8 protein-coding genes are annotated in these 22,223 nt (G+C 61.6%); all 8 read left to right on the top strand.

Annotated elements, in window-relative coordinates:
• Window positions 1-328 precede the first annotated feature (328 nt).
• On the top strand, window positions 329-4,690 hold the full coding sequence (locus CAFEA_RS09810; RefSeq protein ID WP_290183520.1) for a YPDG domain-containing protein: 4,362 nt from the start codon (window positions 329-331) through the stop codon (window positions 4,688-4,690).
• A gap of 480 nt (window positions 4,691-5,170) precedes the next feature.
• Window positions 5,171-10,375 carry a Rib/alpha-like domain-containing protein gene (locus CAFEA_RS09805; RefSeq protein WP_290183519.1) on the top strand — a complete coding sequence of 1,735 codons (5,205 nt, stop codon included), beginning with the start codon at window positions 5,171-5,173 and terminating at the stop codon, window positions 10,373-10,375.
• 488 nt (window positions 10,376-10,863) lie between these two features.
• Entirely contained in the window at window positions 10,864-11,607 is a 744-nt protein-coding gene (locus CAFEA_RS09800) for a hypothetical protein (RefSeq protein WP_063938949.1), read from the top strand.
• 86 nt (window positions 11,608-11,693) lie between these two features.
• The gene (locus CAFEA_RS09795) at window positions 11,694-12,908 is read left to right on the top strand and encodes an ATP-grasp domain-containing protein (protein ID WP_253705041.1); all 1,215 of its coding nucleotides are present in this window, start codon (window positions 11,694-11,696) and stop codon (window positions 12,906-12,908) included.
• Window positions 12,909-12,986: 78 nt separating this feature from the next.
• Window positions 12,987-14,336: a phosphate acetyltransferase gene (pta, locus tag CAFEA_RS09790; protein WP_063938948.1), complete on the top strand. Its 1,350-nt coding sequence runs from the start codon at window positions 12,987-12,989 to the stop codon at window positions 14,334-14,336.
• A complete protein-coding gene (locus tag CAFEA_RS09785; protein ID WP_063938947.1) occupies window positions 14,337-15,542 on the top strand; it encodes an acetate kinase in 1,206 nt (401 codons plus the stop codon).
• Window positions 15,543-16,055: 513 nt separating this feature from the next.
• A complete protein-coding gene (locus CAFEA_RS09780) occupies window positions 16,056-19,580 on the top strand; it encodes a Rib/alpha-like domain-containing protein (RefSeq protein ID WP_143313225.1) in 3,525 nt (1,174 codons plus the stop codon).
• Window positions 19,581-19,584: 4 nt separating this feature from the next.
• Window positions 19,585-22,014, top strand: coding sequence for a hypothetical protein (locus tag CAFEA_RS09775; RefSeq protein WP_063938945.1), 2,430 nt, complete (start codon window positions 19,585-19,587; stop codon window positions 22,012-22,014).
• Window positions 22,015-22,223 lie beyond the last annotated feature (209 nt).

The following is a 22,223-nucleotide window of genomic DNA, read 5'->3' as shown; positions in this document are numbered from 1 at the left end:
CCGCTCTCGCGGGCGGGGGAATGTTCACTCGCCGGCTCGCTCAGCGAGTTGTTAAAAACGGCGTTTTCCGGGAGTTTGCCATACTTCAATGCTCCGCTTTTTCGTCCTTGGTGTTGTGAACATCTGACCAGGTAAACCGTGGCATATGTCATTTTAGTCAAGGATTGACCCTGTATGACGTGCGTCGATATGTATTTGGGGGTCATTGCAGCCCCCTTGAGGCGTCCGTACGCTTGCCTTTGTTGGCCCTTATGGACGGTTGACTAGCTGTGCACCTGTCACGGGCTCAGCGATCTGTTGTTTCCGAGATTCCTCGAAAGGGACTTTTATGAAGAAGAACTACATCGCTCGTCGCCGCGGCACGTCCGTGGCTGCGGCGGCCCTGTCGCTTGCGTTGGTCGCGCCTGCTGTCCAGACGGTTGCGGCCCCGCAGGTTGGTCCGGCAGCTTATGCACAAACTTCGGGCACGGTTGCTGCTACTCCGGTAACGGATCCGACCAAGCTGATTGAAGCGGATGGTATCGCCAACGGTTATGTCACGAAGCTAATCGATATGACGAACGCTTTCGCAACGCTGTCTGGTTCCGTCGGCCTGAAAGAAACCAGTGCGTCGAGTTCCCTCGATGGAACCATGGGTATCAATGACGCCACGGTGTACATGCAGTTCAAGGATGTTGATGGCACGATTTCGCCGATCTACACCACGAAGTCCCACCAGCTTGGCGGCGATGCCGGTACGTACGTTTTCGATCTTCGTGCGAAGGATGAGGATGGCAATGTGCTTTCCCACCCGGACAGCCCTGTGTCGGGCGGCGAGTACTCCTTCGTCGATGCTAACGGTAAACCTCACGTCTTCCGCGCTGTGCGCGGTCAGGAGTACCGCATTTGGGTCGATTCCCCGCTGAAGAATGAGGAAACGGGCAACGACCTGGGTTACGTTCGCCAGGCTGGTGGCGGCGTCCCAGGCGCTTGGGTACCGGCCCTGAAGGGCACCGCAAACGGTGCTTTCTTCTTGCGGGGCACCAACATGCAGCGCACGGGTGTGTTCTTGGAGGAGCGTGCGCCGAGCGTTTCGGAAAACTCCTACATGGTGAGCCCGGAGTTTTCCATGGATGATAAAGGCTGGCATAAGCCTGAAGGAAAGGAAGCGCCACGCTACTCCTACTTCGGCAGGGTTTGGGCCGATGCGGAAGGTGGCCCGGACCGTGACGAGACCGGCCCGCTTTACCAGTGGGACGGCGATCAGCCGATTGAGGGTGCGAAGGTCTATGCCTCGGTTCTTTCCGACGATGGTATCGCTGAATACGATCGTTTGGCGATTGGTGATATGCCGTACCGTGAGCAGGCTGCCGCTACCAAGGCCATGATTGAAAACATGCGGGCGAACGGCAAGGAGCCGATCCTCAAGACCGTCGGCGCTGAAACCGATGCGGAAGGCCGATACACCATCCGTATGGGTGACGATGTCGACGACCGCATGAAGAACTACACCTACATTTGGGCTGAGAATGATGGCAAGGTTCTCAACTCCTTCGGTGGCTTCCCGACGCCGGTCTTCCAGAAGGTGAACGGCAATGCGGGTGAGAACCCGAACTGGGGCGGTGCAGTCGGTATTCCGAGCTACACTAACCAGCGTTGGTACAACATCAACTTTGCTGAGGTTCAGGCCGACATCGCTAACTTGGATATCGTTAATTACGATTCCTACCTCAACCCGGCAGATCTTCCGGAAAGTATCAATAATCTTGAGCCGGCGAAGGTCAAGTTGACGGGTGCGCTGCCGTTTTCTGGTGATAACAAGATCCGTTGGATCGGTCCGGATGGAAAGCAGATTGGCGAAGATTGCGCGGTCGATACCCTGGCGGACGCTGCTAACTGCTCTCTGGCTCCCGAAGATTTCAAGAACCCGGGCACGTACGTCGCGCAGCTGGTCAATGCGTACGACGTCGTCGTTGGTCAGGACTCCTTCCTCGCGTTGGACAAGGTTCGCCAGAACGGTGACTTTGAGCCGCAGTATGAGGACGCTACTGCTCCTGCCGGTGAGAAGACCACCGTGGAAGCACCGAAGGACAAAGATGGCAAGGAGATTCCGGAGGGCACCACTTTCGAGCCGACCGGTCAGGTGACTGATCCGGAGGGCAACAAGGTCGACAAGCCCGAGTGGATCACGGTTAATCCAGATGGTTCGATCGTGGTTGAACCGCCGGAGGATGCGAAGCCTGGCGACTACACCATCCCAGTCGTGGTGACCTACCCGGATGGTTCCCGCGAGACCATCGAGGCCAAGGTCACCGTGCTGGCTCCGGTTGAGAAAGATAAGGACAAGTTCGAGCCGGGGTACGAGGACGGCAACGGTAAGCCGGGCGATGATGTGACGGTTCCGGCGCCGGAGTTCAAGGACAAGGATGGTAACCCGGCCGAGGCGCCTGAGGACACCACGTTCAAGCCGGGTGAGAATGCTCCGGATGGTGTGACGGTTGATCCGGACACTGGTGAGGTCACCGTGACTGTGCCGGAGGATGCGAAGCCGGATGACAAGATCACTGTTCCGGTTGAGGTGACCTACCCGGATGGTTCGAAGGACAATGTTGACGTCACTGTCACTGTTGAGGAGCCTGAAGCTCCGGCTCCGACTCCGGAGGACAAGGACAGCGAGAAGTTCGAGCCGGGGTACGAGGACGGCAACGGTAAGCCGGGCGATGATGTGACGGTTCCGGCGCCGGAGTTCAAGGACAAGGATGGTAACCCGGCCGAGGCGCCTGAGGACACCACGTTCAAGCCGGGTGAGAATGCTCCGGATGGTGTGACGGTTGATCCGGACACTGGTGAGGTCACCGTGACTGTGCCGGAGGATGCGAAGCCGGATGACAAGATCACTGTTCCGGTTGAGGTGACCTACCCGGATGGTTCGAAGGACAATGTTGACGTCACTGTCACTGTTGAGGAGCCTGAAGCTCCGGCTCCGGCGGACCCTGAGGACAAGGATTCCGATGGCGACGGTTTGACCGACGCCAAGGAAAAGGAGCTCGGCACCGATCCGAACAAGGCCGATACCGACGGTGACGGCATCAACGATGGTGACGAGGTTTCCGGTGAGGGCAACAAGTTCGACGGTAAGCCGACCGATCCGCTGAACCCGGACACCGACGGTGACGGCATCTCCGATGGTGACGAGGTCAACCGTAAGGACAAGGACGGCAACCCGGCTCCGACCGATCCGAACAAGGCCGATACCGACGGTGACGGCATCAACGACGGTGACGAGGAGAAGGACGGTACTAACCCGCTGGAGAAGGATTCCGATGGCGATGGCTTGACCGACGCCAAGGAAAAGGAGCTCGGCACCGATCCGAACAAGGCCGATACCGACGGTGACGGCATCAACGATGGTGACGAGGTTTCCGGTGAGGGCAACAACTTCGACGGTAAGCCGACCGATCCGCTGAACCCGGACACCGACGGTGACGGCATCTCCGATGGTGACGAGGTCAACCGTAAGGACAAGGACGGCAACCCGGCTCCGACCGATCCGAACAAGGCCGATACCGACGGTGACGGCATCAACGACGGTGACGAGGAGAAGGACGGTACTAACCCGCTGGAGAAGGATTCCGATGGCGATGGCTTGACCGACGCCAAGGAGAAGGAGCTCGGCACCGATCCGAACAAGGCCGATACCGACGGTGACGGCATCAACGATGGTGACGAGGTTTCCGGTGAGGGCAACAACTTCGACGGTAAGCCGACCGATCCGCTGAACCCGGACACCGATGGTGACGGCATCTCCGATGGTGACGAGGTCAACCGTAAGGACAAGGACGGCAACCCGGCCCCGACCGATCCCAATAACCCGGACACCGACGGTGACGGCATCAGCGACGGTGACGAGGAGAAGGACGGCACTGATCCGCTGACCCCGGAAAAGGGCGATGTCCAGGACAAGGCTCCGACGGTTCAGCCGATCAAGCCGGGTGATAAGACGATTACCGGTACGGACGATCGTCCGAACTCGAAGATCATCGTTGAGCTGCCGGGCGGCAAGAAGGTCGAGGCCACGACCGATAAGGATGGTAAGTGGTCTGTGAAGGTGCCGGCTGGTGTTGAGCTTGAGCCGGGTCAGAACATCAAGGTGTCTGATGCTGCGGGTAATGAGACCACCGCCAAGGTGGGTATCGACACCGGTAAGTGTGTTGCTACCTCCCTCGGCTTCGGTTTGCCGTTGCTGGCGCTGATTCCGTTGGGTCTGGCTACCCAGATGGAGATTCCGGGTCTGTCCAACGTTGTGGCTGATGCGAATGCGCAGCTGCAGGCGGCGAACACGCAGATTCAGCAGCAGCTGGGTCTGTTCAATCCGGAGATTGCCGCGCAGGTTGATGCTGCGAATAAGCAGCTGGCGCAGTTCGGCGCAGATCTTGGCACCGTTGCCGCTGGTCTGGCGTTGATTGCGGCTGGCATCTTGGTTGGCACGTTGATCTACGACAACTGCTCCCCGGAGGGCGGTAGCTCTGTGAAGGATCTGGAGCTGAAGGGTTCTTCCGGTAAGACCTACGCTGGTTCTTCGAAGAAGGACGAGAAGGGTAGCAAGGCGTCTGAGAAGGGTGCTGAGTCTGGTTCTTCGAAGAAGGATCAGAAGCAGGCTGATAAGAAGGATGCCGATAAGGCTGGCGAGAAGGCTGCTGACAAGAAGTAGTCCCGCTTAGTCCGGCTGCGTAGCCCCTGTCCTCCCCGTGCGGGAGGGCAGGGGTTATTCCTTTGCGAGGCCCTCCATTTACCCCCTTATGTAGGGAGTTGGACACGTTCTTAGAGAACTATAATGTGACACGTCAACACATTGAGTTTCTGTCAAAAGGGGTTTGCACTGCCTTGCTGCGATGTTGTGAACCTTTGGTCGTCGACAGGCATAGTTCATACCTTTCTCAGTCGCCCGTGACGAATATGATATACAGGTGTACTTAAAGTGGTGATGATGCAGGTGGGGGTCAGGTTTGGATCGCATTACCTGTGGCTAATATTTCGAGCCGGTGTTTCGAAAATGGTCTAAACATCCTTGAGAACAGGTGTCCGCTAGCTTACGGTCGTCATTGTTGGCTCTGGGAGAGGTGTATCCACCGTCGAAACCGGGGATCAACTGCAGGGCTTCATGATCTACAATTTGTTGAAGGGAACCATTTTGAAGAAGAACTACAACGCGCGCCGTCGCGGCACTTCCGTTGCCGCAGCCGCGCTGTCTTTTGCTCTAGTTGCGCCGATGGCGCAGTCGGTAGCGGTACCGGGATCGGCAACCTCCGCTTTCGCATCCACTAAGGAGGAGGCGGGCCAGGCTAACGCCAAAAACAACGACGTGAAGTACCCCGGCGAAAACGCCGATGGCATCTACCAGACGTCTGTGGGCGAGCCGCGCTACACCTTCGAACCGGGTCCGGCAAAACACAATGCGATTGAATCTGGCACCACGCAGGACGACACCGATTCGATCCAGGGCTTTGTCCTGAATCACCGCAACGGCAACATGTCGGTTCACCCGGGAACTAAGAACTACCGCCCGATTCCGATGGAGGGCGTACGTGTCTATGCGGAGTGGATTGATAAGGGTGGTTACACTTCGCCGGTCTACACCGCTGTTACTGGACCGGATGGGCGTTACGCCATCAAGATGCGTCCGTTCGTGGACGCGCTGGGTGGTTTGCACGAATTCGACGCGGATCCGAACCGTCCGCAACTCGAGAAAATCCGCGTGTGGGCGGAGAACCCGGACGGCGAGATCTTCCAGCAGACCTACAGTTACAACTCCGGGTTCTTGGCTCCACAGAGCGGCACCATCGACACCCAGGGTGCAAACACGCATTGGTTGGTTGGTCCGAACCGTGTGAGTAATGTGAGCTTCTTCTACGGCGAGCGTGCGAAGAATGAGGTCATGCACAAGCTGGACCAGGCGGTGGAGAACCCGAAGAAGTCCTCCGGCCAGGGCGGCCAGGTGCAGGGTAAAGCTTTCTGGGAGCAGGACCACACCGCTGGTGCTTTTACGTGGAACCTGATGAACACCCTCAACAGTGGTGATGTTGCTGCTGAAGGGCTGAAGATTTACGGCTCCTACCTGTCGGATTATGCGATCAACAAGATTATGACCGAGGCGCCGGCTGACCTTGGTGTCGACGAGATCCGTAAGGGCACTCGTCGCGATTGGACGCGTGACGACGAAGCTGCGCTGCAGAACTGGATCAAGCGCGAGATGGTCGCAGACACCGAAAAGGACCCGATCACGGGCAAGTTCGGCAAGGACCGCTGGATCGCCGAGACCGTCATGGCAACGGTCGGCGCCGACAACAACTACACGCTGCAGTTCAACGGCACTTTCGGCGAAGACGAGAAGGGCGACCGCGGCACTGGCGGCGTGTCTCGTAATCCGCTGAACCGCAATGACGACACAAAGGTGACTTTCCCGGACGGTTCTGAACATGTGGCGTGGGATCTGTTGGGCACGGTTGCGCCGGACCCGAATTACGGTACTTTCCGCAAGGGTGCGCTGGGCAACTCTAGCGACAAGATGCCGAAGCACGTGAACTGGGACTGGCTGTTTGTTTCTACTGAGGACGTGCCTGGTCTTGGTGTGCAAACGCCATGGCACACTAACGGCTACCTCGATGTCGGTGCATACAACACCAACGACACCTGGAACGTGGTTAAGGTCGGCGAGCACCTGAACACTGCCTTCCTTAGCATGTACGCGGACTACGCCACGTTTGATGTCACGCCATACGACACCGGCGCGAACTGGGCGAAGCCGGGCGATGTCGCGGAGACGGAGACTGGTGGCCTGCCGGCAAAGTTTGTGAAGAACCTCAACTACGTCATCGAGTGGGTCAACGCTGATACCGGTGAGGTTGTCAACACCAGCGAGCCGATGGCAGCGGACGCGAACGGTACTCTGCCATCGTTCCCGCTGAACACCGGTGATGCGAAGCTGTTCCCGGACGGCATCGACAAGACGACGACGTTCCGTGCGGATCTCTACCCGGTTGACGTCGACGAAGACAACGCACGTGGCAGCCGTATCGCCGCGGATTCCTTCACTGTGTTGGTTGGTTGGGCTCCGGTGTATGAGGAGACTGAAGGTGCTCCGGGTGAGCCGCTGAAGTCCGGTGAGCCGGTGTTCGATAACACCACCACCGATGAGGAGGAAAAGGAGAAGGGCAGCGATCTGCCGTCTCCGGTGAAGTCGTACGAGATCCCGGATACCTTCCAGGTTCCGGACGGCTACACGGTTGACCTCGATGAGGAGACCGGTGAAGTCTCTGTAACCTTCCCGAAGGATGCGGAGCCCGGCACTGAGCTCGAGGTTCCGGTGCGTGCCACCTTGGAAGATGGCACGAAGACGGTTGGTTTCGCGAAGTTCAAGGTCAAGGACGTCGAGGACGCTGAGAAGTACTCGCCTGAGGGTCAGGACCAGACCGTCAAGGAAGGCGAGACTCCGGATCCGAAGAACAACATCAAGGATGCGGACAAGCTGCCTGAGGGCACCACGTTCGAGTATGAGAAGGATCCGGACACCTCCACTCCGGGCGATAAGCCTGTGAAGGTGATCGTGACTTACCCGGACGGCACCAAGGACACCGTTGACGCAACGGTGAAGGTCGCCGATCCCGACAAGACGGATGCGGACAACTACACCCCGCAGGGTGCGGAACAGGAAGTGCCACTGAACTCCGAGCCTGAGGCCAAGGACAGCATCGGCAACGTTGATCAGCTGCCGGAGGGCACCGAGTTCGAGTACGAGGAGACCCCGAATACCTCCACCCCGGGCACGAAGGACGTCACTGTCGTTGTGACCTACCCGGACGGCTCCTCCGAGACCGTGGACACCACCGTCAAGGTAACTTCGGACGCGGACAACAACGATCCGAAGGGCCAAGACCAGAAGGTTAAGCAGGGCGAAACCCCGGATCCGAAGAACAACATCAAGGATGCGGACAAGCTGCCTGAGGGCACCACGTTCGAGTATGAGAAGGATCCGGACACCTCTAAGCCCGGCCAGCAGGACGTCACCGTTGTGGTGACCTACCCGGATGGCTCCACCGACGAGGTTCCGGCAACCGTCACCGTGACGGACCAGGCTGATGAATTCGATCCCCGTGGTCAACGTCGCGAGGTGCCGTTGAACTCGACGCCAGAGGCGAAGGACTCCATCGAAAACGTCGACGAGCTGCCGGATGGCACCACGTTCGAATTCACGGAGACTCCGGATACCTCCACCACCGGTGACAAGCCGGTCACCGTGGTTGTGACTTACCCAGATGGCTCCAGCGAGGAAGTAAGTACCACCATTCTCGTTGTTTCCCAGGCCGACAAGATCGAACCAGAGGCGCAGTCTCAGGAAGTCGATCTCAACAGCGAGCCGGATCCGAAGAACAACATCCAGAACCCGGACGAGCTGCCGGAGGGCACTACGTTCGAGTACGCGGATAAGCCGGACACCTCCACCCCGGGCACCAAGGATGTCACCGTTGTGGTGACCTACCCGGATGGCTCTGTTGACGAGGTTGATTCCAAGATCGTTGTTAAAGAGCCGACGGCGGCTCCGGATTGGGACGATGCGTTCACGACCCCGGGTGAGTCGGTTGAGATTCCGAAGAAGGACGGCTCCGGTGATGTTCCGGAAGGCTCGACCGTTGAGGTGACCGATGGTCCGGGTACCGCGGAGCTGGACGAAGACGGCAACATCAAGGTGACGCCGTCTGAGGACGCGAAGCCGGACGACAAGATTGTTGTCGAGGTGAAGGATCCCGAGGGCAACGTCATCGACACCGTCGAGGTCGAGATCAAGGAGCCGGACGCTCCGGCAGCCACGGACGCTGAGAAGTTCGTGCCGGAGTACAAGGACGTCACCGGCGTCAAGGTCGGCGAGAACGGCAACACTGAGAACCCGTTCACCGAAAAGGACGTTCCGGTCGCTTCCACCGTGATCAAGGAGATCAACGGCGAGGACCCGAAGACTGCGGCGACGGATTGGGAATTCGAGGCGCAGCCGGATGGCGTCGTCAAGGCAACTGCTCCTACCTCCGACGAAGTGAAGAAGGCGGTGAATGAAGAGCTGCCGAACCTTGCCAAGGTTGAGGAGAAGAAGCGTTGGGACAAGTTCGTCGAGACCTTCGAGCCCTACGCGAAGCCGAAGGTGAAGGTTGGTTTCGAGTACGAGGACAAGTCCACAAACGACGCAACCGCTGGTTTCGACCTGCTGGGCAAGGACGGCAAGTCCCTGCTGGATCCGGAAGGCGACTTCGACGGTGACGGTTACACCAACAAGGAGGAGATTGAAGGCGGTTCCAACCCGGCAGACGATAACTCCATGCCGTCCGAGGGGGGCGATGTCGAGGACAAGACCGCTCCGAAGGTGAACCCGATCACCGAGGGTGACAAGACCATCTCTGGTACGGGTGATCGTCCGAACGAGGAGATCATTGTCACCCTGCCGAACGGCAAGGAGATCAAGACCAAGACCGACGAGAACGGCAACTGGTCCGTCGACGTCCCGGTTGATGTTGAGCTGAAGACTGGCGACAAGGTCACCGTCACCGATGGTGCTGGTAACTCCAGCGAAGTGACGGTTGAGCAGGGCGAGGACAAGACTGCTCCGAAGGTCGACGAGATTAAGCCGGGTGATAAGACCGTCTCTGGTACGGGTGATCGTCCGAATGAGAAGATCATCGTCGAGCTGCCGGGTGGCAAGAAGGTCGAGACCGAGACCGACAAGGACGGCAAGTGGACCGTGAAGGTTCCGGCTGATGTCGAGCTCAAGCCTGGTGACAAGGTGATTGTTTCTGACGGTGCTGGTAACAAGACCACTGAGCAGGTTGGTATTGACACCGGTAAGTGTGTTGCTACCTCGGTTGGTTTCGGTTTGCCGTTGCTGGCGTTGATTCCGCTGGGTCTGGCTACCCAGATGGAGATCCCGGGTCTGTCCGACGTTGTGGCTGACGCGAATGCTCAGCTGCAGGCTGCGAATACGCAGATTCAGCAGCAGCTGGGTCTGTTTAACCCGGAGGTTGCCGCGCAGGTTGATGCTGCGAACAAGCAGCTGGCGCAGTTCGGCACCGATCTTGGCACCGTTGCCGCTGGCCTGGCGCTGATTGCGGCTGGCATTCTGGCTGGCACTTTGATCTACGACAACTGCTCGCCGAATGGTGGTGGCAGCTCTGTGAAGGATCTGGAGCTGAAGGGTTCTTCCGGTAAGACCTACGCTGGTTCTTCGAAGAAGGATCAGAAGGGTGGCAAGGCGTCTGAGAAGGGTGCTGAGTCTGGTTCTTCGAAGAAGGGCCAGAAGAAGGCTGACAAGAAGGATGCCGATAAGGCTGGCGAGAAGGCTGCTGACAAGAAGTAGTAGTCCCGCGTAGTCCGGCTTAGGTAGCCCCTGTTCTCCCGTGCGGGAGGGCAGGGGCTATTGCGTTGTTCGCCGTGCGCCTGCTGCAGCGTCCCACCGCCGTTTGGTGGACATGTGAAATCTTTCTGTCACATGTACTCGAGCAGAGCGCCCCCGCTTCCCGCACTGGGAGGCGGGGGCGCTTCGTCGTTTGGTTGGGGACGAGCCCGTGGGCGACTGGTCTTATCCGCTTGATCACTTTTAATGATCGATCATTATTCGTGAAGTGCGCTGCTCAGACCCCCGGCACCGCCAAACTCTGGGATCTTCACCCACTGACAACTCCCCCTAGAAAATCGGCCGATCCCAGGGTGAGGATCCCAGGGTCTGTCCGAGTAAACGCAAACGAAAGCGGGCCGTGCTGGTGAAAACCAGCAGACCCGCTTTCAGTCTCCGACTCCGTAGAGCCTTTTCGCGTAGAACAGTAGCACGTATCGAGGGGGATGGTAATGGATAAGGGTTTCTGGGGAACCTATTTCGGAGAGGCTCGTTTAGCGCCGTTCCTTCAGCTTGCTGATGGAAACGTGAAGTTGGCGCTCTCGTTTTATCTCTGGAATGTCCAAGTCGGGGCAGCTTATTTTGAATTGCTTGGCATTTCGGAGGTTGCTTTGCGAAACGTCATCTACAGAGGGGTTGACCGCTACTGTCTCTCTAGGGACGTGGGGAAATGGCTGCTCGCGGAGCCAGCTATGCTCCCGCTTCCTTTGCAGAAGTTGATGAAGGGACCTCTGCTTGAGGCTCAATCCAAGGCGAAGGAAGCGAAGAACCGTCGAGATCAGAACCCTGCGCACCCACGAAAGGGATTTCCGTTGCAGGAAGGCGATGTTCTTGCTCAGGTGACTTTTGGAGCGTGGCACAATTTGTTTCCGTCTGAGTGGGGAGAGTCGAAAGACCCGGTGACGAACAACTACCGCACCATTCTTTGGGAGTCTGCCCTCAACTGTGTTTTCCAGCCGGGAGCCGATCCGGACCGATTGCGGTGGCTTCTCTACAGGCTCACATACTTTCGGAACCGCATAGCGCACCACGAGTACCTGCTGGGGCCTTCAGCTCATGTAACCGCAACGCATCCTCTTCGTCAGCGGCTTAACGATATCTTCGAGCTTCTAGAAATCGTCGATCCGGAGTTTAAGGAATGGGCGACAGGTTTCAATCGTGTGTCGCAGCTCCTCAAACATCCCCCAGTTCGGTGACGGTCTGGGGGTGGATCCGGCGTATTCGCACCGGGGCAGGCTTTGCGTACCAGCCCGCACTCGGAACTGTGGGATAATTAGCTCCCATGACTGTTCCGCACTCTGCAGAGCACCCCTCCGAGCGCCCAGTCGGGCCCAACACCGGACCCAACGCCGAGCACTCCGCCGACGACACAGGCGCTATCCCCACCGTCAACGACACCGCCAGGGCACCCAGCGAGGAACCGGCGGAGATGCCGCGCCGCGCGTTGATCCTGGGCGAGTCCGCGATGGCGCTGGACCTGGAGCAAGCCTACAAGCGCATGGGCTTTGACACCCGCATCGGGGCGGCGAGCATCGCGGAGGTGTTCTACCCGGGCATCATCGTCACCTCCGGCGACGCGGAGGACACGATCGAGACGGTCGAGGAGGTCTCGCAGCGCGTCGGCGCGGTGGTGGCGCCGTCGGTGGAGGGGTGCCGCCACACCGCGGACCGGATGGCGGTGCGCAAGCAGGCCAACGAGGAGCTGGGGCTTCCCACCCTTGACTACGAGTTCGCCGCCACCCCGCAGGAGATGCACGACGCGGTGGAGCGCATCGGCTACCCGTGCGTGGTCAAGGCGCCGACCTCTAAGGACGGCGAGGGGTTCAGCTTCGTGCACAGCGACGCGGATCTCGCGGACGCGTGGCGCGCCGCCGATCGCGGCCTGGGCCAGGGCGCGGTGGTGGAGCGTTACATCGACTTCGATTTCGAGGCGACCATCCTCGCCGCGCGCTCCATCGACCCGAGCACGGGCGAGTTGGCCACGTGGTTCTGCGAGCCGATTGGCACCCGCCACCGCGACGGCAAACTGGTGGAGAGTTGGCAGCCCGCGCCGCTGCCTGAGGCGGCGATGGATAACGCCCGCTCGATCGCCGCGCGCATCGTCGGCGCGCTGGCCAGCTGCGGCATCTTTTCGGTGGAGATGTTCGTCTCGGGCGACGATGTCTACTTCTCCCAGGTCACCCCGCGCCCGAGCCGCGACGGCCTAGTTACTTTTGTCACCCAGCGCATCAACCAGTTTGACCTGCAGGCGCGCGCCACACAGCGCTTGCCTATTGATTCGACGCTGATCAGCCCTGGCGCGGTGCGCTTTTTGGAGGGGCATCCGTCGCAGGCCGCGCTCGCTGCGGCCATGGCGGTGGAGGAGGTCACGGTGCGAATGCTTGGCGACGGCACGCTGGTCCTCGCCACCGCCGATTCCGCAGCCGAGGCCCGCCAACGCACGGATGAGGCCGTCCGGGAAATATACAAAATCGACGGCAAACCCGGCGAGAATTAGATCACACCATTTGGTTCGTCTTGACGGGGCTCGCACCGGTAAACTTGTGCATGTTTGCCCACGACGAAAGGTGAAGCCATGTCTCAACGCCAATCTTTGCTGGTAACCCTCGCTAACCGCACCTTCGATGGCCTGGATCTGCAGCAGCTTGCCAGCCGCTTGGAGCTGCCCCTGGTGCGACTTTCGGGTGACAGCGTGGCAGAAATCTTCAACTCCGAGCAGGTCACCGAAGAGCCGGCGCTGTACGCGGGTACCGGCGACTACAACTTCGATGCTCAGCTCGCCGCCGCGATTGGCGCCCCGGTGCTGCTCGCCGCAGGCGATGAGGCGGCTGCCAAGCTCGCTGTAGCGAGGATTGGGGAGTTGGGGGCGACCGTGGCGTCGATAAGCATTGGCTCCCTTGACGACGTTGAGATTGGCAGCACGGACGCCCGCCAGGTGATGAGCCCCGTGGTGTTCGAGCGCCAGCTGGTGGAGCAGGCCAAGGCCAACCGCAAGCACGTGGTGCTGCCGGAGGGCGAGGACGACCGCATCCTGCAGGCCGCGGACCAGCTGCTCAAGCAGGGCGTGGCTGAGCTGACCATCCTCGGCGACGTGGACGACATGAACCGTCGCGCGCAGGAGCTGCGCCTGGACCTGTCCAAGGCTAACTTGGTCAACCACCTCGAATCCGAGCTGGCCGAGGAGTTCGCCGCCGAGTTCGCGGAGCTGCGCAAGAAGAAGGGCGTGACCGTCGAAGAGGCGCGCGAGACCATGAAGGACGTCTCGTACTTCGGCACCATGATGGTGCACAAGGGGCTTGCCGACGGCATGGTCTCCGGCGCCGCGCACACCACCGCGCACACGATTAAGCCGTCCTTCCAGATCATCAAGACCGCCCCGGGCGCGTCCGTGGTGTCCTCGATCTTCCTCATGGTCATGCAGGACCGCCTCTGGGCGTTCGGTGACTGCGCCGTGAACCCGAACCCGACTGCGGAGCAGATCGGCGAGATCGCCGCCGTGTCCGCCAAGACGGCCGCGCAGTTCGGCATCGACCCGAAGGTGGCCATCCTGTCCTACTCCACCGGCGCCTCCGGCTCCGGCCCGGACGTGGAGCGCGCCGTGGAGGCAACCGCGAAGGCGAAGGAGCTCGCCCCGGACGTCGCCATCGACGGCCCGCTGCAGTTCGACGCCGCCTGCGACCCGGGTGTCGGCGCCAAGAAGGCCCCGGATTCCCCGGTTGCCGGCCAGGCCAACGTGTTCATCTTCCCGGACCTGGAGGCGGGCAACGCGGGTTACAAGATCGCCCAGCGCACCGGTGGCGCGCTGGCTGTCGGCCCGGTGCTGCAGGGCCTGAACAAGCCGGTCAACGACCTGTCCCGCGGCGCGACCGTGCCGGACATTGTCAACACCGTTGCTATCACGGCGATCCAGGCGGGAGCGAAGTAAATGTCCTACGTACTCGTTATTAACTCTGGTTCTTCTTCCATCAAGTTCCAGATCGTCGACCCGACCTCGGGCGCCTCCGACGACCCGTTCGTCTCCGGCCTGGTCGAGCAGATCGGCGAGCCGCAGGGCCGCATCACCATCAAGCACGACGGTCAGAAGTACGTCGTGCAAAAGGCGGTGCCCACGCACGCGCACGGCCTGCAGGAAACTTTCAAGCTTCTCGACGCCAAAGGTATCGGCCCGACCCAACTCGACATCGTCGCCGCAGGCCACCGCGTCGTCCACGGCGGCATGGTCTTTTCCGAGCCGGAGCTGATCCTGGACCCGGTGGTGGACATGATCCGCGACCTGATCCCGCTGGCGCCGTTGCACAACCCGGCCAACATCGACGGCATCGAGGTTGCCCGCGCCCTGCTGCCGGACATCCCGCACGTGGCGGTGTTCGACACCGGTTTCTTCCGCGACCTGCCGCCGGCCGCCGCCCTGTACGCGATCAACGCCGAGGTGGCGGAGCAGAACCTGATCCGCCGCTACGGCTTCCACGGCACCTCCCACGAGTTTGTTTCCTCCCAGGTGCCGGAGCTGATCGGCCGCGACCCGAACCACACCCGCCAGATCGTGCTGCACCTGGGCAACGGCGCCTCCGCGTCGGCCGTGGCTAACGGCCGCCCGATTGACACCTCCATGGGCCTGACCCCGCTGGCCGGCCTGGCCATGGGCACCCGCTCCGGCGACATCGACCCCGGCATCATCTTCCACCTGGTGCGCCAGGGCGGCATGTCCATCGACGAGATTGACAACCTGCTCAACCGCCAGTCCGGTGTGAAGGGCCTGTCCGGCGTCAACGACTTCCGCGAGCTGCGCGCCATGATCGAGGAGGAAGACGAAAACGCCTGGCTAGCCTACATGGTCTACCTGAACCAGCTGCGCCGCTTCATCGGTTCCTACATGATCGCCCTGGGCCGCGTGGACGCCATCACGTTCACCGCCGGCGTCGGCGAGAACGATCAGCACGTGCGCATGGACGCCCTGGACAACCTGAAGATGTACGGCATCGAAGTCGACCCGGAGAAGAACGCGCTGCCCAACGACGGCCCGCGCATCATCTCCACCGACGACTCCACAGTGAAGGTTCTTGTCGTGCCCACCAACGAGGAGCTGGCCATCGCGCAGAAGGCCGCTGCTGTCGCCGCCCGCGTGGGGTAGTGCGGCTTTTCAGCCCCGGCACCGGTTCGCGAGTTCTGGTGCCGGGGCTTTTTGCTGCGCCTGTTGCGTGATCGTCTAGCAGCGTGCGGCGGGTGCTAGGCGATCAGCGATCTTGGTGTTGATGGGAGCTGTTGGCGTGGGTGCCGGATGCGTCGATAGGCAATGTGCAAGCTGCAACTAGCAGATCAAGCGTCCAAGTTTGCATTGTCCCAGGTGATATTGAAAAGCAGGTTCGGCAGGGGGTTGATCTGCTAGTGCCCGAATCGACCATGCCCGCTCAAACATATGACGATTCCGCCTTTTGTGATGGATTGCACAAAAACTGTCAAGGTCTCGGGTGTAGCAGGGTAGAGGACTGTGCTGACCTCTATTGAGCTGACTTACGGCTCTGCAAACCATAATTGTGTTGTCTTCATGGGTTGGCGGGCGATAGATTTACGGGTGCAGAAAACCGTATTGTTGGCTGTTGATTCAGTCGACGGTAAATGAAAGATTCAGAAAAGGGGTCTTGCAATGACTGGAAAGCATGACCGCGCGATCCCGCGTCGGCGCGGGACATCGGTAGCCGCGTGCGCGCTCGGCCTGTCGCTTGTGGTGACGGGTGTCCAGCCGGTTGCAGCCCCGGAGACCGCATCGCAGGCGTCGGCGCAGCTTTTGGACAGGACAGAGGCCGACAAGTCGTTGGTGAGCTACCTTGGGACAACTGCGGTTCGCTATGGCGAGACAACCAGCGTTAGCCCCAACACCAATGCGTTGACCGTGCACCCGCCCACCGGCTACAAACTTGTCGAAGGTGTGAACCCGGGCTGGGGCGCCGAGGTGGACCCAGCGACCGGCGAGCTTTCCATCACCCCGGACTCGAACGCCGAGCTTCCGGAGACCGACACGATTCATGTCGAATTCACCTTCGGGGATGGGTCCACCAAGGTGGTCGATGCCGAGATTAGCCTCGAACCCGCGCCGGTTTACGTAGACCAAAGCGACAAGGTCTACTGGACCGGTAAAGAAATCAACCCCGTTGATATCCGCGTCAATCGTGCCGCGTACGCCTCAAAATTGGAGATTGACGACTCGACGCTGCCGGAGGGTATCACCGCCACGCCGCGCAACTTCGGCAATATCAAGCACATCTTCCTGAAGGGCACCCCGACTGAAACCGGCACTTTCACGGTGAAAACCCAGCTGGTGGAGGGCGAAAGCGTCGTTGTCGGCGCCGATGGCCCGCTTGAGCAGTCGTTCACCATCACGGTGAAGGACTCGGCTGACCTGCCGGCCCCGGTCGAAGAGAACATTGTCGAGGACCCGGCGCCGGTGAAGCCGGGGGAGTCCGTAGACATTGCTATTCCCACGGAGAACGCATCTTCCGTCGAAGTTACGGATCTCCCGGAGGGTCTGACGTACGACAGCGAGAAGAGCAAGATCGCCGGCAAGCCGAAGGCGTCAGGCAAGGCGAAAGTCGACATCATTACTAACGACGCCAAGGTGATCACCGACACCATCGACATCCAGGTGGAGGAATCAGGCGGATCGACGACACCGGCAACGACGGCACCGGCAACGACGACGTCTGAAGATTCGACGCCCGAGCCGACGACCACGACTTCGGGCGCGCCGACTTCCACGACCACGACTTCGGAGACCCCGACCTCGGACCGACCGACGACGCAGCCGGAGCCGACAACGAAACCGTCCACGCCGGGTTCCTCCGAGCCGAGCACCTCGAAGCCGACTTCGCCGACCCCGACCTCGGGCCGGCTGACGACCCAGCCCGCGCCGACGACCTCCGCACAGCCCACCACGACCAAGCCCACCACCCCGAAGCCCGCCCCGTCGGCCGATGACTTCGCCTGGGATGAGCTGACCGTGCAGGCAGGCACCACCAAGGTTGCGGTGCCGGCGCGCAAGCCGTCCACGACCGTCAACGTGCGCGTGGACGGCGACGCACCGGAGTGGTTGTCCGTGGCGTCGGACGGTCAGGTCGTGGCGGCGCCGGGCCGCGGCGTCGAGCCGGACATGTACACCGTTGACGTGGTTTCCGAGGCAGGGGAGCGCGACACCGTCACGGTGAAGGTCACCAAGCCGGTGAGCGACGCGGACCGCATCAGCGATGAGGAGTACAAGGACACGTACGTCCAGGCGGGCAAGACCAACTCGAGCCGCACGCCGATCGCATCCATCGACCGCGACGGCATCGAGTACGAAGGTCAGCCGCTGCCCGCCGGCACGAAGTTCTCTACCGAGAGCGCCGAGGGCACCGTTAACCCGGACACCGGCGTTGTCACGGTGAAGGCGCCGCTGCGTACCCCGGCGGGCGAGACCATCACGATCCCCGTCGACTTCACCTACCCGGACGGCACCAAGGGCAAGGCAGATGCGGTTTTCCACGTCGATGCCGGCGCGCAGAACGAGGCGTACAAGCCCGCCTACCAGGAGGGGCTCGGCGCGCAACCGGGCAAGACTGTTGTGGTGCCGCTTCTCGACGGCACGTTCCCCGTCAACAAGGACGGCGAGAATATCGGCCAGTACGCGCTGGCCCCGGTGTATGACGATAAGGGCAACGAGCTCGGCACGGCCAAGGCATACAAGGGCTGGGATGTCAGCATCGACCCGGACACAGGCGCGATCTACGCCGCTGCTCCGGAGGAGAACCCGGAGCCGATCGAAGTCCCGGTGAGGGTGCTGTACTCCGACGGCACGGTTTCGGACAAGGACGGCGAGCCCACCGTCTTCGCCCGCATCGCGGCACTGACGGGACCGTCGCTGGCAGACTCCACCGAGGCCGCGGGCTACGGCAAACCGTTCTTCGACGCGGACGGCAACATCCGCATGTTCCCCACGGGCTCGATGCCTCCGGGCGCGACGTTCGAGCAGACCGGGCTGACGGCGCTGCCTGTGGAGATCGATCCGGAAACGGGCGCGATCACCGTGAAGGTGTCGGAGGACGCTCCGGTTGGCGCGAACTTTGACATCCCGTTGAAGCTGACGCTTCCGGACGGTTCCGTGCAGGAGATCACGGTCCCGGTGGCCACACAATCTGAGGCCGCCAGCCAGGTCGTGTCCTGGCGCCCAGTGCAGGTCACGGAGGCCGGAACCCCGGTCACGGTGGCGCCGAGCCAGGCCCCGGCTGGTGCCACGTACGCACTGGCCGCGTCCTTCGGCGCAGATGGCTGGCAGGCGTCCGTGGACCCGACAACGGGCGCGATCACTGCCGCTCGCAACGGCGACGAGGAGGACCCGCAGGCCACGCTGATCCCGGTGGTGGTGACGTTCGCGGACGGTTCGCAGCGCGTCGTCGAGGTGCCGGCAACGACCGTGCGCGGCACTGCGGCGCTGACGCGGGTGGAGTACCCGCGCGTGACCATCAACGCCGGCCAGATCGCCATTTTGCGGCCGAATGTCGCAGGCGCGTCGTTCTCCCTGATCAAACCGATTCCAGGGCTGCGCACGAAGGTCGACCCGGAGACGGGCGAGCTGACCGTCGCCAGCTACGACGGCACCGTGCCGGGCCCACGCGACATCCCGGTGAAGGTCACATTCGAGGACTCCTCGCACACCATCACGTCCGCCCGGGTTGAGGTCCGCACCAAGACCGGCAAGGGCACACTCGCCGAGAGCATCTCGCTTAACGACGTCTCCGCTGTCGGCCGCCCCGACACCACCACGCAAATCACCCTGCCGGTACCCCGCGCAGCCGCGGAGCATCCGTTCACTCTGGGCGAGTTCGACGCCGATGGCTGGGAGGTCTCCCTGGACCGCACCCGCGGCGTGCTGGACATCCACGTTCCCGCTTCCGCTACTGGCCAGGTCAAGGAGATCCCGGTGAACGTGTTGCTCGCCGACGGCTCCACGACTCAGCTCAAGGTGGCTGTGAAGGTGGACGGCGTGGCGGCCGGAGGGTCGTCGCAAAGCGAAAGTGGCTCCTCGAAGCCCTCGCCCTGGGTGTGGGCGCTCGCGGTGCTTGGATTGTTGGGGGCAGCTGGCAAGGTTTTGTACGATAACCGAGATAATTTTCAACACTTTTTAGAGCGGTGGATGTAGGCGCATGATGCACACAGGTAAGAAAGCAATCGCGGCTGCAGTCGCACTCGGCCTCACCGCCGGTGTCACGCTGCCGGTAACGGCCGACGCAGCTGTGGACCTGTCCAAGAGCTACCAGGTCGGCGTGACCACCGGTTCAAGCGAGGGCTTCCAAAACGTCGACGTGAACAAGGGCCGCGTGTCCTGGCTGATGTACAACAGCCTCTCCTCCGGCCTGATGCCCACGGCGTTCTACCTGGACGCCTATGCGGACGGCCAAAAGGTCGAATTCGCGGGCGAGAACACCACGGTTCAGCCCGCCTCCAACAACGAAGGCGACGTTGTCACCCTCACCCACACCGACCCGAAGCTCGGCGTGGAGCTCGTGCGCACCTTCACCGTCACCTCGAAGAAAGTGGACGTGCGGGTGGAGCTGAGAAGCGACAGCAAGCGGGACCTGAAGCTCGTGCTCACGGACGGGCTGATGTCCCACGACTTCCCGATCACCTCCGAACCCGTTGAATCCCAGCCGGACGAGTACACCATCGACGTTGGCGGCCGCTACCAGCTGCACACCACGTTCGAGGGCGCAGTTTCCACCGGCACCGGAAAGAGCCAGCAATCCGCAGAAGCAGGCGCGAACGACGGCGACCGCTACCTCGCGGGCGTGTGGGAGCGCCACCACAAATCGCTGAGCGCCCGCATGACCATCGCCGGCGACGCCAACGAAGCACTGAAGGATTCCGACGGCGACGGCCTGCCCGACGAATGGGAGATCAACGGCTACACCGACCCAGACGGCAACCAGTTCCCGCTGCACCGCTGGGGCGCGGACCCGGAGAAGCCGGACTTTTTCCTCCAGCTGAACTGGATGAAGTCCGAATGGGAGACCAAGGGCTGCTCTGAGAAGCGCCAGTACGCTGCCACTGAAGACGACTTCGGCCAGTTCCTGGAATGCGCCGACGCGAACGTGAACGTCTACCGCCCGTCGCGCCAGATCCTCAACGACCTGGTGGACCTGTTTGACAGCCGCGGCTACAACCTCCACATCGACGCCGGCGACTACTACAGCAACATCCCGGGCATCACGCCCCAGGGCGGCGACACGCTGCCGTACGCGCCGATCTACTTCAAGGACGACAAGGGTCGCGCGGAGGTCCCCGGTGTGCGCCTAGTCAAGGACCGCAAGAACCTGCTCGGCGCGCGCCAGTCCGTCTTCCGCGTGGGCATCATCGGCGACCAGCAGGAGGCGGGCAACCTTGCCTCCGGCAACGGCCTGATCTCCGACGGCGCGTTCTACGTGTCCAAGAACTACCTGATGACGTCCCAGGAGCAGATGCGCAACACCATCCTCCACGAGTTCGGCCACAACCTGGGCCTGACCCACTCCGGCGCATCTCAAGTGAAGAAGCCGCACCACTCCTACGTGCCTAAGTACGAGTCCGTGATGAACTACCTGTACCAGTTCAGCCACTTCGACTACTCGGACAAGAACTCCACTGCCAACGACAACACCAGCATCCCGCAAGCCTGCTACGACGGCTCGGCGCAGTGCTACACCGGCGCCTACAACATCGCCCCGGACTGGGACAACCTGAACCTTGTCAACGGCGAGATTGCCAAGGCCACCGGCTCCACCGGCGTGTCCGAGGACCCGCACGAATCCGGCCACGAGCACCCGCGTGTAGACGAGCTCGTTGTCATGGCAGCGGAGGAGAACAACGGCAAGGCCGGCATCCGCGTCTTGGGTGAGCGCGAGGGCATCAAGAACGCCATCATCGCCAACCGCTCCGACTCCAAGGTGCACCTGGAGCTGTCCAACCTGGGCATCGACCTGCACGAATTCACCCTGCAGGTGGACTACCCGGGCGGCAAGTTCCGCGAGACGTACCCGGTGGAAGGCGCACTGTCCGAGCACGCCAAGCTGCCGGTCGAGGTGCCGATCGCCAACACTGCCGGCTACAAGGATTCCTCCATGCCGGTGAAGTTCCGCGTGTACAACGCCGACGGCCACCTGGTCGCCGAGGAAACCAACGAGTTCTCCGTGCTCAACTACACCACCGAGCAGATGGACGAGCTGGTAAAGGAGCTGGAGAAGAACAATTCCGAGCACCTCCAGGCCGCGCGCGACACCGTGGGCAAGAAGGACCCGGCGAAGCCGACCCTGGCCAAGCCGGCACCGGTGCCCACCACCGCGAACCAGCCGGTGCAGCCCGGCACCCGCGGCCCGGCCGTGACCGAGCTCAACGGCGCGACCCAGTCCAAGCCGTCCCCGGCACCCGCTCCGAAGACGGGGGCGTCCCCGAGCCAGAACGAGCCGACCCCGAAAACCAAGGGCGGCAAGGGTGGCAAGGAGGCCGGCAGCAGCGCCGGCACGATCGTCGGCGTGATCATCGCGATCCTGGCGGTTGTCGGACTCGGCGGCGCAGCAGCTGTCATGGGCGGGTTCATCTAAGCACCGCCGCTGGAACGGCCGCCGTAATCCTGACAGATTACGGCGGCCGTTTGCGCTGACCTGGGCCGATGGGGTTCGGCTGACAGATTCCGCCGTGAAGTGTCGGCGGGACAGCGGCCTCGCTCGGTTCCCGCCGCCCCGGCGGATTAATTCACTGCGCGATGAATAGATCTGCCTCAGGTTTTGGGCGACCTGCGGAAAGTGAACAA

Origin of the sequence: Corynebacterium afermentans subsp. afermentans (assembly GCF_030408355.1) — a bacterium.
Lineage (GTDB): Bacteria > Actinomycetota > Actinomycetes > Mycobacteriales > Mycobacteriaceae > Corynebacterium > Corynebacterium afermentans.
The sequence above is the reverse complement of the archived record's forward strand: the minus strand, read 5'-3'. Positions and strand labels throughout refer to the sequence as shown.

Excerpts from the sequence above, each read along its gene's own strand:
- CAFEA_RS09810 (WP_290183520.1), top strand. The coding sequence starts at position 329 with ATGAAGAAGAACTACATCGCTCGTCGCCGCGGCACGTCCGTGGCTGCG.
- CAFEA_RS09800 (WP_063938949.1), top strand. The coding sequence starts at position 10,864 with ATGGATAAGGGTTTCTGGGGAACCTATTTCGGAGAGGCTCGTTTAGCG.
- CAFEA_RS09795 (WP_253705041.1), top strand. The coding sequence starts at position 11,694 with ATGACTGTTCCGCACTCTGCAGAGCACCCCTCCGAGCGCCCAGTCGGG.
- pta (WP_063938948.1), top strand. The coding sequence starts at position 12,987 with ATGTCTCAACGCCAATCTTTGCTGGTAACCCTCGCTAACCGCACCTTC.
- CAFEA_RS09785 (WP_063938947.1), top strand. The coding sequence starts at position 14,337 with ATGTCCTACGTACTCGTTATTAACTCTGGTTCTTCTTCCATCAAGTTC.
- CAFEA_RS09780 (WP_143313225.1), top strand. The coding sequence starts at position 16,056 with ATGACTGGAAAGCATGACCGCGCGATCCCGCGTCGGCGCGGGACATCG.
- CAFEA_RS09775 (WP_063938945.1), top strand. The coding sequence starts at position 19,585 with ATGATGCACACAGGTAAGAAAGCAATCGCGGCTGCAGTCGCACTCGGC.